The organism is Shewanella sp. Isolate13 (assembly GCF_022398325.1).
In the GTDB taxonomy this organism is placed as follows: domain Bacteria; phylum Pseudomonadota; class Gammaproteobacteria; order Enterobacterales; family Shewanellaceae; genus Shewanella.
This window is the reverse complement of record NZ_JAKEVD010000002.1, coordinates 103,094-117,204: the sequence shown is the minus strand read 5'-3', so window position 1 is coordinate 117,204 and position 14,111 is coordinate 103,094. Positions and strand designations below refer to the sequence as shown.

Annotated in this window: 15 protein-coding genes; 3 read left to right on the top strand and 12 right to left on the bottom strand. The window is 44.1% G+C overall.

Features of this window, described 5'->3' with window-relative positions; genetic code table 11:
* Nucleotides 1-28: 28 nt before the first annotated feature.
* From L1D44_RS01705 to nudF, 4 genes are read right to left on the bottom strand one after another with little or no spacing between them, the layout of a single operon-like run.
* Nucleotides 29-601, bottom strand: a complete 573-nt coding sequence (locus L1D44_RS01705; protein WP_239888567.1) for a YqiA/YcfP family alpha/beta fold hydrolase — start codon at nt 599-601, stop codon at nt 29-31.
* Nucleotides 602-628: 27 nt separating this feature from the next.
* A complete protein-coding gene (gene cpdA / locus L1D44_RS01700; protein ID WP_239888566.1) occupies nt 629-1,468 on the bottom strand; it encodes a 3',5'-cyclic-AMP phosphodiesterase in 840 nt (279 codons plus the stop codon).
* A gap of 21 nt (nt 1,469-1,489) precedes the next feature.
* On the bottom strand, nt 1,490-1,924 hold the full coding sequence (locus L1D44_RS01695; RefSeq protein WP_239888565.1) for a DUF1249 domain-containing protein: 435 nt from the start codon (nt 1,922-1,924) through the stop codon (nt 1,490-1,492).
* 52 nt (nt 1,925-1,976) lie between these two features.
* Nucleotides 1,977-2,588, bottom strand: coding sequence for an ADP-ribose diphosphatase (gene nudF / locus L1D44_RS01690; RefSeq protein ID WP_239888564.1), 612 nt, complete (start codon nt 2,586-2,588; stop codon nt 1,977-1,979).
* 291 nt (nt 2,589-2,879) lie between these two features.
* Between nudF and tolC the strand changes: the two genes are divergently transcribed.
* Nucleotides 2,880-4,190 (top strand): outer membrane channel protein TolC, encoded by a 1,311-nt coding sequence (gene tolC / locus L1D44_RS01685; RefSeq protein ID WP_239888563.1) that lies wholly within the window; start codon nt 2,880-2,882, stop codon nt 4,188-4,190.
* Nucleotides 4,191-4,274: 84 nt separating this feature from the next.
* Here the strand turns inward: tolC and L1D44_RS01680 are convergent, their stop codons facing one another.
* Genes L1D44_RS01680 through L1D44_RS01670 form a run of 3 tightly spaced genes read right to left on the bottom strand, consistent with a single transcriptional unit; the run spans nt 4,275 to nt 6,478 of the window.
* Nucleotides 4,275-5,012, bottom strand: coding sequence for a TIGR04219 family outer membrane beta-barrel protein (locus L1D44_RS01680; RefSeq protein WP_239888562.1), 738 nt, complete (start codon nt 5,010-5,012; stop codon nt 4,275-4,277).
* 2 nt (nt 5,013-5,014) lie between these two features.
* Complete coding sequence (locus tag L1D44_RS01675; protein WP_239888561.1) at nt 5,015-5,986, bottom strand: DUF2333 family protein; 972 nt, start codon at nt 5,984-5,986, stop codon at nt 5,015-5,017.
* A gap of 12 nt (nt 5,987-5,998) precedes the next feature.
* A complete protein-coding gene (locus L1D44_RS01670; protein ID WP_239888560.1) occupies nt 5,999-6,478 on the bottom strand; it encodes a copper chaperone PCu(A)C in 480 nt (159 codons plus the stop codon).
* A gap of 33 nt (nt 6,479-6,511) precedes the next feature.
* On the opposite strand from L1D44_RS01670, the gene L1D44_RS01665 reads away from it, so the two are divergent.
* Nucleotides 6,512-7,249: an enoyl-CoA hydratase-related protein gene (locus L1D44_RS01665; RefSeq protein ID WP_239888559.1), complete on the top strand. Its 738-nt coding sequence runs from the start codon at nt 6,512-6,514 to the stop codon at nt 7,247-7,249.
* 176 nt (nt 7,250-7,425) lie between these two features.
* Here the strand turns inward: L1D44_RS01665 and L1D44_RS01660 are convergent, their stop codons facing one another.
* From L1D44_RS01660 to L1D44_RS01640, 5 genes are all read right to left on the bottom strand, one after another.
* Nucleotides 7,426-7,626, bottom strand: coding sequence for a PspC domain-containing protein (locus L1D44_RS01660; protein WP_202721041.1), 201 nt, complete (start codon nt 7,624-7,626; stop codon nt 7,426-7,428).
* A gap of 128 nt (nt 7,627-7,754) precedes the next feature.
* Nucleotides 7,755-8,063 carry a hypothetical protein gene (locus L1D44_RS01655; protein WP_239888558.1) on the bottom strand — a complete coding sequence of 103 codons (309 nt, stop codon included), beginning with the start codon at nt 8,061-8,063 and terminating at the stop codon, nt 7,755-7,757.
* Between the two features lie 243 nt (nt 8,064-8,306).
* The gene (gene dusA / locus L1D44_RS01650; protein WP_239888557.1) at nt 8,307-9,293 is read right to left on the bottom strand and encodes a tRNA dihydrouridine(20/20a) synthase DusA; all 987 of its coding nucleotides are present in this window, start codon (nt 9,291-9,293) and stop codon (nt 8,307-8,309) included.
* 223 nt (nt 9,294-9,516) lie between these two features.
* Entirely contained in the window at nt 9,517-10,467 is a 951-nt protein-coding gene (locus L1D44_RS01645; RefSeq protein WP_239888556.1) for a LysR family transcriptional regulator, read from the bottom strand.
* The gene (locus tag L1D44_RS01640; protein ID WP_220769257.1) at nt 10,451-11,428 is read right to left on the bottom strand and encodes a LysR family transcriptional regulator; all 978 of its coding nucleotides are present in this window, start codon (nt 11,426-11,428) and stop codon (nt 10,451-10,453) included. Before L1D44_RS01640 ends, L1D44_RS01645 begins: the two co-directional genes overlap by 17 nt.
* Nucleotides 11,429-11,863: 435 nt before the next feature.
* Between L1D44_RS01640 and L1D44_RS01635 the strand changes: the two genes are divergently transcribed.
* The gene (locus tag L1D44_RS01635; RefSeq protein ID WP_239888555.1) at nt 11,864-14,035 is read left to right on the top strand and encodes an OmcA/MtrC family decaheme c-type cytochrome; all 2,172 of its coding nucleotides are present in this window, start codon (nt 11,864-11,866) and stop codon (nt 14,033-14,035) included.
* The last annotated feature ends 76 nt before the right edge of the window (nt 14,036-14,111 follow it).

The following is a 14,111-nucleotide window of genomic DNA, read 5'->3' as shown; positions in this document are numbered from 1 at the left end:
CCATGTTGCGGCCCTACGGGTCTATTTGTCAAGAAAACAGATATTCACAGATAGAAGCAAGTTGGCCCTCATAGCCAATAAAGCTATGGTCACCACCGGGTTCTATTAAGAGCTTACAACAGTGATATTTCTGCACGGCCTGTTTATAGTCGAGCACTTCATCGCCGGTCTGTAACAATACATAAAAGCGATCGGGATTGATTATTGCGGGCGTATTGTAACGCGCCACATCCTGTTTATGTTCAGCAACAACTTGGTAGGTTTCATCCGTATAGGGATTGTACTGAGTGCCAATGAATTCATCAAACAGTTCGAAAGGTTTTACCGCAGGATTGATTAAAACTGCGCGTCCACCGTACGTTTCCGCCAAATAACTTGCGAAATATCCACCTAACGATGAACCAATATAAGTAAGGGGTTGCCCCTGCTCTTTGGCCTTCTCAACGATATCAATCAACAGCGCCATCGCTTCTAGTGGTTCGCTGGGCAATTGTGGTTGCAAAAAAGGTAAGTCAGGATAGTTTTGCTTGATAAATCGTGCTGTCACTAACCCTTTATCAGAAAGGGGGGAACTATTAAATCCATGTATATATAGCAGCATACTTCCTCACACTGCGGTCTGTCTTATCTAGTAACCGCCTGCTTCTTTGTCGGGTGAAAATGTTTCACCTGGCACACGGTAAACATTAGTCAGAATGCTACCATCAGACTTAAGTTCCAGCAAACGATAGCCTGGCTGCTGTGCGTCTAGGGCAAAATAGGGAGACTTAGGTTTAAACTGAATACAGGTGGACGGCGTTGCCATCAAGTGCAGCTGCCCATGGGGACCTGCGTGCTCAGTATCGATAGTCTGATGAACGTGTCCCCAGAGTAATCCCTTCACTTGCGGGTATTGAGCGACGCTTTCAATAAAGTCCTCACCATTATCCATGCAGTGCTGATCGAGCCAATTACAACCCGTAAGAATCGGGTTATGGTGCATCACCAGTAGTATATAGCGATCGGGCTCGGCTTTTATCGCACTATCGATAAGCTCAAACTCCTCAGCAGACATATGTCCGCCTGGCCGCCCTCTTACCGTCGAGTCCAGCATAAGGATCTGCCAGTTCCCCGCCAAAATTCGCTTTTGACCAAACACCTTAGGTCCTTGCATATGCAAACTCATGATACGAGGATCGTCATGGTTTCCCGGCAGGTAGTGACAAGGTAAGCCTACAGGAGCTATCGCTTCGACAAAGCTATGGTATGACTCGTTAGAGTAGTCTTGGCTAATATCACCCGTTGCGAGCATGAAGTGTGCGGGGTAATTAACTGCAGAGATGGTGTTAAGCACAGCCCCTAAACTTTGAGCCGTATTGACTCCTAGTAGTTGGGCTTCGGGATCAGCAAACAGGTGAGGATCTGTGACTTGCACGATTCTCACACTCTCGGTTTCAGAAATTGAATAAGAGATAGCTGTCTTTAGCAAATTAATTACCCAATGATCAGATCAACTGACAAATTTAGTTAAGTTATCTATCTTCAATAACTCTTCTAGAAAAGCATTGACTTGGTACTTTTCATCCCGATGATGCATATGCATATTTGGATAATCATACACTGGTCGTAATTGGTAAATCTGTTGACTAGTTAACACTTCTGCTAATTTAGCATCATGGTAGATGCGCACCGAGACTTTTGGTGTAGTTAACCATTCGTTGCTACCTACACAGCGTGAAATCTGCACTAACTGAGTATATCTAGTGTTTTCTAACAGGCAGACATCTAATTGACCAAACTCCCCTCTAACCCGCCACTGTTTACCTTCGCTAGGTTCCAGAGTGAGCCAACGTTGAATATGCATATAATTGCGCCCACACAGCGCCAAAAACTGGCTGACATTAGGCTGGTACTTAGATTTTCTAGCTAACAACACTTTTGACACAACTCAATCCTAACTCTTTTTAACTTCCTTTCAGCGCAAGAGCTGTTTAACTCTATGCGTACTGTTTAACGATATCTTGATAATTTAACTGCAGCCATAGCAGACCTATCACTGTCGATGCATTATCAATTCGCCCAGAAATCACCATCTGATACGCTTCTTCTCGGCTTAAAACATGTACTTGAATATCTTCCTGCTCATGATCTAAGCCATGAACTCCCTTCGCTTCGGCGGCAGAGACTTTAGCCCAGTAAAAATCAAAACGCTCGCTGGTTCCGCCAGGGCTTGAAAAGAATTCATTTACTTTCATTAACGCCTGGGCACACAAGCCCGCCTCTTCCTGTAGCTCTCGATGAGCCACATCAAGCGACGTTTCCCCGCAGTCGATCATACCCGCTACCAACTCCAGTAACCAAGGGGTTTTACCACTGTCGAGCACAGGAATACGGATCTGCTCAATCAACACAACCTGGTCTGAGATCGGATCGTAGGGTAACACTACCACCGCATGGCCACGCTCAAATACTTCTCTTGAGACCACATCACTCCAACCACCGTTAAAAAGACGATGTTTAAAGCGATATTCATCCATCTTAAAAAAGCCTTTATAGAGGGTTTTCTTACCCAATAACTGGACATCATTACGATTAAATCTGCTATCCATCTCGTCTCCTAAACATGCTTGTTTATAAGGGGGTTAATGCCGAAACCGAGCCAAACTAAAATATTAATACTATGATGAAAGCAGCACTAATCATAAGCCAAAAAAACTGTTACACTTCTTAGTTGACTTAGAATTTGTACGTTTTTACTATTTAACCACTAAGTTTAGATGTATTGGGAAGCGTCGGGAAGCGCAAACCGTCTTACTCTGTGTGCGTTATTGTAAGACAAGACTAAACATAACAAGTTAAATTCGCTCCTCAATGGAGAATTTTGTCTAAAAGGACAGCAAATGAAATTCAAGATCCGTTCTCTATGCGCTGCACTAACTCTTGCAGCAACAACGCAAGTAGCTCATGCCGATGACCTTCTACAAATATATCAACAAGCATTGACCAGCGATCCTGTTGCGCTACAAGCTAAAGCCCAACGCGATGCCTTGTATGAACAGATTGAAGAAAATCGAGCTCCACTACTACCGACTATCAGTGCCAATATCGGTTACGATAAAGCTTGGAATGATCCAAGTGACGACAGCAGCGGTATTGTTGGTGGCGTGACCCTAAACCAAGTGATTTACGATCACAGTGCATGGGTTGGCTTAAGCCTAGCAGAAAAAGCCGCTTCTCAAGCAGACTCAGCATATGCTTCAGCGCTACAAAGCCTGATTATTCGCGTAACCAATGCTTACTTTGACGTACTCACGGCTAAAGATAACTACGAGTTCCAAGGCTCTGAAAAACGCGCCATTGAGCGTCAACTTGAGCAGACTAAGCAACGTTTTGCTGTAGGTCTGACCGCCATTACTGACGTACACGAAGCGCAAGCGCAATATGACTTGGCAAACGCAACTGAAATCCTAGCTGAAAACACCCTTGCTAACAGCTACGAAGCACTACGTGAAATCACAGGTATCGACCATAAGAGTATCAATATCCTTGATACTAACCGTTTCTCAGCGACAGCTGTTGCACCTGCGTCTTCTTCTGATTGGATCAAGATGGCTGAAACCAACAGTGTTGACTTAATGACCACACGTATTGGTAAAGATATCGCAGAAGAGACCATCACGCTTTATAAAGCGGGTCACATGCCATCACTAAGTTTAAACGCCGGTTACCAGAAAGGTATCGAGCAAGAGCAAGGCGATATCAGTAAGCCTGATTTCGATAACGGCACTGTGGGCGTGACCCTAAGTATTCCAATTTTTGAAGGTTTCAAGGTCTCTTCACGTGTTAAGCAGGCACAATACCAGTATGTTGAAGCAAGCGAGAAGCTTGAGCAAACACACCGTAAAGTGGTTAAAGACGTACGTAACAACTTCAATAACGTCGGTGCTTCTATCAGCTCTATCCGTGCTTATGAGCAATCTGTGATCTCATCAGAGAGCGCATTGAAAGCAACTCAAGCCGGTTTTGAAGTGGGAACCCGTACGATCGTTGACGTACTAAACCGTACTCGTGACCTGTACGACTCGAAGCGTAAGCTTTCTGACGCACGTTATGGTTATATCAACTCAATCCTAGCCCTTAAGCAAGCGGCTGGTACCTTGAATGAAGATGATATCGCAGCGATTAACAATGGCTTAAAAGTACCTCAGTAATTACTGAAGCGCGCCAAGTTAACGACATAAAAAAACCGCCAAATGGCGGTTTTTTTATTTACGGTATCAAACTCAACTCAGCAATTAGAAAACAAGTTCAACACCGGCGAAGTAGCCTTTAAACTGCATATCGGCCGTCACGCCATCGAAGCCATTAACATCGAATTTAAAGTCACGGTAACCAGCGCGAATGCGGTAGTCTAGCGCGGTGCCATCAAAGTTCCAGCCAAGACCCAATGAGTAATCGTAAACACTTGACTCATCGACACCCATCATCACATCTGCGAAACCATATAGGCCAAGACCCGGCACGCCAACTTGCGCATCGATATACCCCATGACGATACCGCTATCGATATCCTTAGTCTCTGGGTGGCCCGCATCAGCAACACGGAATTTACCGTCCATCTTCTTATAAGCCGCACCTAAATCTAGCGCTACGATATCGTTATCTAAGATCTCGTAATAAAGCACAAAGTCAGTGTTGCTTAGATCGGTTGTACTGTTTACGTCGCCTATAAAGTTATGATCGTTATAGTTAAAGTCAGCACCGCTCATCTTGCCATCGGCTTCTAAGCTATTTTGTCTAATTTTAACGTTTGGAACTAGCGGAATTGGATGCTCTACTGCAACCCAGATACTGCCTTGAGAAGATGAGTCATAGTTAAACTCTTGCTGTGGTTGACCCTTTTCAGCAAAAGTACCATTGGTATCAGCCTTCCAGTAGTCACCACCAATTTTAAATCCGACAACCGTAGCAGCTTGAGCAGAAGTGCCCACTAATGAAGTTAATAGTGCACACGCCAATAACGTCTTTTTCATAGTTAACCTTGAGTCAATAAGTTAGTTAGATCGATAACCGCTGCATTTGCGCGGGAGATGTAGTTTGCCATCACTAAAGAGTGATTAGCGACAACCCCAAAACCTGAACCATTAAGGATCATCGGGCTCCAAACGGGTTGTTGAGTTTCTTCTAGCTCACGAATAATCTGACGCAGACTCACCTGAGCATTTTTCTTTTGTAATACATCGGCGAAATCGACTTCAATCGCCTTCATAAAGTTCAGCAGTGCCCATGTAGCGCCGCGAGTCTCATAGAAAACGTCATCGATTTTCCACCAGCTAGTTTTGATCTCTTGGGCGCCAAATCCCGGTGTAGACTGTCTTGCCGCACTGTCACCAGAAAGGTCTGTATTTAGACGCTCCTGCCCCACACTTGCAGACAGATTTTGTGACATACTGCCGAGGCGCTTTTGCACCTCTTTTAGCCACTCATTTAAGTTATCGGCACGGGCGTAAAACTGCGCGTCAGGATTTTCTGTGGCCATCATACGAGCGCGATAAAGCTTGAGTAGCTTTACAGCGTCACGATACTCACTTTCCGCACTAGGTACTAACCAACTAGTATGCTCAATATTGAGCTTTGAATGTGCCGCTAACAGGTCTTTATCTGCGGTAGACTGTGACTGTGAACGGCTAAACTCTTTACGCATAATCAGCGCTAGGTCTCGCGTCTGCTCTATGGCTCCAAACTCAAATGCAGGCATGTTATCCATAAAGACTGATGGCGGAGTCACATCATTTGAAAGCCATCCCCCTGGCTTATCTAATAACGTCTCAATCGTAAGAATGAGTGAAGTGGTTGTTGCATAGCCAATCACTTTCTGCTCATTTTCCAGTGTATAGGCCGTTTGCTCTATTGGATCGGGCTCAACGCTCCACCACACACTAATAAAATAACCAATGAGGAAAACGAAACCAACAACGGCTAGGGCTTTCTTCCATGTCACTTGCATTGTAATGACTCCTTAATGGTGATGGTGATGATGCCCGGCATCACTTTGCTGTGCTTGCTTTTTAACGGGCAGGCTTATTTCTTGCTCTGTGCCATCTTCAAATATTAATGTCATATTGAGCATAGAGTCGATGACTAAAGGAGAGCTTAAGCCCATCAGCATAATATGGTTTCCAGACTCAGACAGCACTAAGCTTCCATGTGAGTCTATGTCAAAGCCATCGACTTGGCGCATTTTTATCATGCCATCTTCTTCAATCAGCGTATGGAGCTGTGCCTCTTTGGCAAAAGGAGCCTCGACAGCCACTAAACGGGTTACATCACCATGATTCTCAACCGTGATATAGGCGGCACTATTAGGCACTGTTGGGGGCATCGCGCGCACGTAACCATCGACGAGCACGACTTGAGCATAAGCCGTGAAAGAAAAGCTACTTAATAGCACCAAGTTAAACAATCGTTTGAATATTAGCTTCAATGTCTTAAACTCCATGTAAACCCAATTCGTAGAATGAGGACATAACGAATGAGTACGATTCAGGTTAAGGACGATAATGGGGTACGTATTATTACGTTTAATCGTCCAGATAAGCGCAATGCGCTTAACCTACAAATGTATACACAGCTAACAGAATACCTTATCCAAGGCGAGTCGGACAATGAAATTCTAGCCTTTATGTTTCGCGGCCAAGCAGATTGTTTTACTTCGGGTAATGATGTCGCCGACTTCTTACAAAATAGCGGTTTAGGTGCCGATCATCCGGCGTTTCGCTTTCTCTTCTGTCTACTGGATCTAAAAAAACCTGTCGTTGCTGCGGTCACTGGCGCCGCGGTAGGAATAGGCACGACCATGCTACTGCATTGCGATCTGGTTTATGCCGATAACAGCGCTAAATTTCAGCTACCTTTCGTGCAACTGGCTTTAGTTCCTGAGGCTGGCGCAAGCCTACTTTTACCTCAGGTTGTTGGTCAAGCCAAGGCAAGCGAGCTTTTAATGCTGGGCGAAAGCTTTAATGCAACTCAGGCGCACTCCTATGGCTTGATTAATGAGATTGTCGACAGTGAAACGATCTTCGACTTTGCCTTGGAGCGCGCACATAAATTAGCGGCTCTGCCACCGATATCGCTACAAACAACCAAGAAGTTAATCCGCTATAACAGAGAAGAGGTGCGGGAGCAGATGAAAAAAGAGCTTGTCGAATTTGAAGCTCGACTGGCAAGTGAAGAAGCTAAAGCAAGGTTTGCTGCGTTTTTAAAGCGTTAATACTGTCTCGTACGAGAGACTGAGTACGGATGCTAGAGGTTGTTTTTAGCATCCGCATTTTATTGCGATTACCACAGCATGTTGATGCGCTTGATAACAATTTGAGGCGATGCCTTTCAAGGTAGTTAGCACTTTCATCCAATTTCCCTCTTTGTCATTATTATAAAGCGTCAGCATTAATAGGGCTTTTCCCACTTAGGTAACACTAAGGCCAATACAAAATAGGTCAATAAGCCCATAGCAGGGTTACAGAATATAGCCACCGCACACACCACTCGTGTCCACATGCAAGACCAGTCAAACTTATCGGCCATTGCCGCACTAACACCACAAACTAATGAGCGCGGGTCTTTTAAACGTTCTACAAAATCAACCATGACTAACTTCCTTTTCAATTAATCTTCTAACTTGTGCCACTCTAATGAACACACCAGACAGGCAAACATAACTAAACTCACAACGGGCAATAGCAGCAGAGCCATAAACTGAGCTAAGAACAACATAATTAATCCTTAACTACCGCACTAGTTACTAATGGTTGCTCTTTGTTTTCGGCAGCAAGCTGCTCGTTAGTGGTCTGCTGTTCACTTTCCATATCAAACAACATTTCAGACATCTGAGCTTGAATAGAAAGACTTAACTCAGTCTGAGCCTTAGTCATCATATCTTGCATCTGAGCGGAAATATTTTGCTCGATATTATTAGCGACTTCGCTAACAAGAGAGGTTTCAGCATGGACAGTCGCACTTGTACCAAGAAGTAGAGCAGTAAACACTGAAGCTTTAACGGTTTTTAATACAGTAGAGTTAAACATAATGGATTCCTTTTCGAGTTTCGCCTAATTGCATCGTTCTAAAAAAAGTTCTGAATTACAGAATTCTTAATTACACGTTAACTAATACAATCGGTGTGCCAACTTTCAAAAAAGTTATTAAGATTATGTTTTACAAGAGTATTTTGCTGTGAAGGTTTTTATGGGGAACTGAACAATGTTTGAACACAAAAAGAAATTAGTGAAACTCACCATGCTCTGGTGAATTTCACTAAACTCGGTCTATTACAGACTAACAACCGAGTCCATCTCAGCCCTAGCTTGAGTAATGACTTCGATTCCAGCGCCTTGCTTATGGGCGTTTTCACTTAAATAACGGCGCCATACTCGTGAACCGACCTGGCCTTGGTAGAGCCCAATAATATGACGGGTGATATGATTCAAGCGGCCACCTTGTTGCAGGTGTTTCTCGATATAAGGAAGTAGTTTCTCCAAAACGGCATCTCGGCTGATCACAGGCGTATCCATACCGCACAACTTCTGATCCACTTCAGCCAAGATATAGGGGTTTTGATAGGCTTCACGGCCAACCATGACTCCATCTAGGTGTTGCAGATGACTCTGACACTCCTCTAGAGTCTTTACGCCACCGTTAATCGAGATATTTAGCTCCGGGTAATCACGCTTAAGCTGATAAACACGCTCATAATCTAATGGTGGGATCTCGCGATTTTCTTTTGGACTCAAGCCTTGCAGCCAAGCCTTACGGGCATGGACGATAAACTCTTCACAACCCGCGGCTTTCACCGTGTCGATAAGCTGAGTCAAAAACTCATAGCTATCTTGTTCATCGATACCGATACGGGTTTTCACCGTAACTGGAATATCTACCACCTGCTTCATCGCCGATACGCACTCGGCAACGAGCTCAGGTTCAGCCATAAGGCAAGCACCAAAACGACCGTTCTGCACTCTATCCGATGGGCAGCCGACATTAAGGTTAACCTCATCATAACCACGCTGCGCGGCCAGCTTGGCGCAAGCCGCTAGATCGACCGGATTTGATCCACCAAGTTGCAGCGCAAGCGGGTGCTCCTCTTCGTTATAAGCTAGGTAATCACCTCGTCCATGCAAAATAGCGCCGGTTGTCACCATCTCGGTATACAGTAGCGCCTGAGAAGACATCAAACGCGCAAAGTAGCGGTAATGTCTGTCGGTCCAATCCAGCATTGGCGCAATTGAGAAGGTACGATTGATCTGTCTAACTGACATAAACTAATTATCCAACTTAAAATAAAGACATGCAGCCCTCTAGGCTTAAGTGTCTATTTGAAAAATACCCGACTTCTGCCCAAGCCATATAAAGTGGCTAGCAATATCTGCAATCTAGGAAGATAACAATTGGCGAAGTGCAATAATCGCGCATTATAGCACTACATCTGGCTTGAGGAGAAAGCCATGCGGTGAATGTTTAACAAATCACAAGCCAACGTGACTATTTATGTGCATTGATGATGTAGGACTCAAGCGTTTGTTGTAGCCAGAAGGGGGCTAGGACTTTGCCATCGAGGGAACGTTTCAACCATAGGTAGACAGTCGGGTGTGAAAAGTCTTGCAATAAAAGCTTATCTTGAGAGTAGTCAATCTTACTCGCTCGTAACCCCTTAATGCTTGCCAGAAAATCCACTGCGCCTTTAACACCAACAATCATGAAGGCATTTGAATTCAGTAGACTACTCGCTGCGCTGCCAAGATCCGGTGCTGTCGCATAAACCTGCACAGATTTACCTTTTGACTTAGCGTAGACACCGATAGGAGACTTGTTGGCAGGAAATGGCATAGTCACCAGCTTTACTATCGGATAATCAATCATATTATCTATGGTGGGAGCCTGCCAAATAGGATGACCTTCTCGAGCGATAAGGTATCCACCTCTGTGTTGAATAATCGATTTCGATAATAGCTCTTTTCTCATTGAAGGCATAAAGCTGATCACCGCATCCACTTCTCCATCAATCAGCTGTTGTTCACTTCTTTCTGACCAGGCCGATGTGGAAATAGCAAGCGTTGAGTTAACACTATTGTTCTGCGCCTCATCAATCACCTGTTGAGCTAAACCGATCTCTAACTGTGGCACAGTACATATCACCATTGGTGGCTCAGGAACATTCGTACGATTAATGGCGAGCCCCTCTATCGAATCTGCACAGCTGAGTATTTCAGAAAAGGATTCATACAGGGCATGGGTCAACTTAGTAGCAACCAGTTTATTGTTCTTTCGAATGAATAGAGGGTCATCAAATACATCCCGCAATGCATTCAGGGCTCGGCTCACTTTTGGCTGTGATAAGCCTAAAGCCACTGCCACATCCTTGGTACTATTCTTGTGATATAACAGGCATAAAATTTCAATCGTACTGAAATTAATACTAGGCAACTTTTTCATCTTGCCCTCCCTTTTCAGAGATCATATTTGACGCGATGTAATTTCGGATCTCCTCGGCAACCCAGCCGGAGTAATTTTGATCTTTTCTCATCTGAGTCAGATAGAAATGATATTGCCCATTTCTTTGGTTGATCTGGTGGCTTAACTCATCGTCGAGTTGAAATGAGGCAATATTCCCTCTTTGGCACAAAAACTCAATTGCATCTTTATGGCTTAACAAAGCAACAGCATCGCTTTGCTCCAGTTGCAACATCAGATCGGCGAGGAAACATACTTTCGCAGTAATATTGATCTCCCGCCCACTGTCGAGTGCATAGGATTCTAGCGGATCCATAGCATCATTCAGCTCATTGCCAGAAAAACTGATATAGGGATAACCAAGAATTTGCTCTATATCCGTCACCCTATCCACGGTGAATATAGGATGCCCATGCTTAGCAACTAACACATAAGCTCCCGATTTATCGATAAGCTCAGACCATAACTGTTCGGTGTTATAAGCACTATAAGTGACCGCGATATCCACATGCTGCTGCTTTATTAAATCAGCAATATTACTGGTGCAAGATTTAAGGTGAAATAGATATTGATGCGACTCTTCACTGGCTTTTTTTTGCAAATGGCTTAACAGGTTCAGCGACAATGTCGGCGGGCAGGCAATGACAATTTCTTGAGATAGAAAGCTATTATTATCTAACTCAATTCTTTCACAATATTTAGCTAAATCGAGTATCCGTTTCATTTTGGGATAAATATCATTAGCTAAATCACTTCTTTCAAACCCCTGCTGTTTACGGAAAAAGAGTGGTGCATTCAATGAATGTCTAAGCGATTTTAAACTTCGACTGATCTTAGAGCTCGGCACGCCAAGTGTTTGACTCACTGCGGTAGCATTGAGTGATTCATACAATAAAACGAACACTTGAATATCGAAGAGGCTATTAGTGCTTAAGTTATTCATTCACCCTCAAATCAAACGCTTAAATAAAACTAACAAATTATATATAGGTAATCTAAACCAATCCTAAAACCTTAGGTATACAAGAGGTCAACTTTCTTGAATCTAATATTAGCTAATACGCAATTTTGTGACTTACCCATAATATTTACCTGCAGAAAAACACCTCATTTTTTAGATTTGCAAAATCCGAATTTTACATTTCCACTTATTAACAACTTACACTAACCACTATAAAACCCCGTAATCACAACAACAAAAGACCACGAGAGCAACTCTATGCAACACAAACAACTAACACACAAAAATCTTTCGAAATATAAACCCAAAACAACAACAATCAGCAAGAGTGATCAACTTCATATCAAAGGCAAAACAAGATTAATAATATTTTAACAACCAAAATTGGTTACCTTTAAGGAACGTATGATGATGATAATGAAAAGAAAAACATCGTTAGCCCTGTTGATTAGTTCTGCATTTATAATCTCTGGCTGTTCAGATGGTGAAGATGGAAAAAATGGTGAAGACGGCAAGCCAGGCGGCGATGGTGATCCAGGTACCTCCGGCTTACATATTGATATGGCAAGTGAAGCGATCGCGCATATCAACAATGCAAGCTATGCCGATGGTATTATTACAGTCAATTTCGAACTCGAAAATAAACAGGGTGTTGGTCTTCATGGTTTAAGCCCTGAAAATGAATACCACGACTTCCGCTTCTCTTTAGCTCAACTAAAAACCAACCAAGGTTCTGATCTAAAGCAGTGGATCTCACTACTTAATGATACAACCAATGATGCAGGTACGACATTCGAGCAAGGCTTCGAAAAAATTAAAGACTGTGCAGAGTGTTTGGAAGATCATAAAGACGGTACTTACACCTATACATTCAGCACAAACCTAACCACTGCAACCGATCCCGCAGGTGTGGTTTTCGATCCAAGCTTAACCCAGAGAATTGCTATCGAGATGCAATTCGAATACGCCTCGGGTCATGAGTTAGCTGAAAATGCCCATTATGACTGGATCCCAGCGACAAGTTCGACGGAAGGTGTTGAGACTCGTGAGCTCGTTACGCTAGAAACTTGCTATACCTGTCACCAACCAGATAGCCTTAAGGCTCACGGTGGTCGCCGCTTAGATATGGAAAACTGCCAATCCTGCCATAACGGAATCGTGACCGATCCTAATGCAATTTCTGTTGAGCTTGGGCACATGGTTCACGCAATTCATATGGGACCAAATCGTGAAGGCAAAGACGCCGAGGGCAATGTGGTTCCAATGCCATATACCATTGCTGGCTATGGTGGCGATCACGCATTCGACTACCCAGCATTCCCGACTAAACCCTTTATGGACTGCGCGACGTGTCACGTAGATGACGAAACACTTGCCGACAAAGATCTGTGGCTGGCTAATGCTAACGCCAATGCATGCTCAGGCTGTCATACTGATTCACCAGCACAGCACAAGTCAGATAAAAACCCAGAGTTTAGCTGTACAGATTGCCACAGCGCAGCAGTACATACAGATCATAAGAAGCCTTATGAAGCTGCTGAAAACTACAGCGTTGAAGTCAGTAAGGTAACTATCGACTCTGCAAACCTGATACAGTTTGAAACCAAAATTATGGACGCTAATGGCGAGCTAGTGACTAAAGATGAAGTCTACAAGCAAGGCTATAGCAAGCCCTACATGGTTGTCAGCTGGGATGTAGAGAAAGACTACCCTGATTACAATCAAGCTCCTTACAGTCAGCGTCGAATTGACTTAAAAGATGAGACTAAAGCCACTTGGAATGCCGATAACACTGTCAGTGTAGCGGTAACGATGAACTTCCCAGCGGACATCGCCTCTCGTTCTTTAGAAGTGCTGCCTGTACTTAAAGTCTGCTTCGAAGAGGGAACGGCTAATCGCACCACATGTGATGCGGACAATGCCTACCCAGCCTACGTACAGACCGAAGCTTATCGTGCTGTATTAGGCGACCCAGATGCTGTCGTTGCAGAGCGACGCTCTATCGTTGATACAGCGACTTGTTATGGCTGTCACAGCAAGGAGTTCTACCATGATTCAAATGGGGTGAACTGTATTGCCTGTCATACCAACGATAAGAGCCTCAAAGGAAATGGTGAAGCCGACAACGGCGTTGCATTACTGAAATCGACTAGCTTCATGTATAAGGCTCACAAAGCTGAAGGCCATGATAATGGTCACGGCGGAAGCGGCACTATCCTTAAGACAGATTGTACGACTTGTCACTCAGCAGTTGAAGGCTGGGGTGGTCTAGCCTACGGCTTCGAGTTGGGTCGCAATGCAGGTCAAGCCCATGCTATTCCAAGCTCACAGCGCCCAGCTACCGGTGAAGTGGTTGAAACATGGTACGCCTCTTCTGATGCTGCGGCATGTATGAGCTGTCACCAGAAGTACATGTCTGATGCTGCAATGTCGCACATTAGAAGCAATGGCGGTTACTTCGGTGCCAATAAAGATGCTGACCATATTGTTGATGTGAATGATGCGGGTAATGCAAAGGATGCTAAAGAAGCGTGTGCAACCTGTCATAGCCCACAAAAAGTCATGGAGCATCATGGTTTTAGCTTATAGCTTTAACTTGTAGTTCCCCCTGTAAAACCCAGAGGTGCTACTTTGTCCCTAGCACCTCAATAAGTTCCATCCCCTG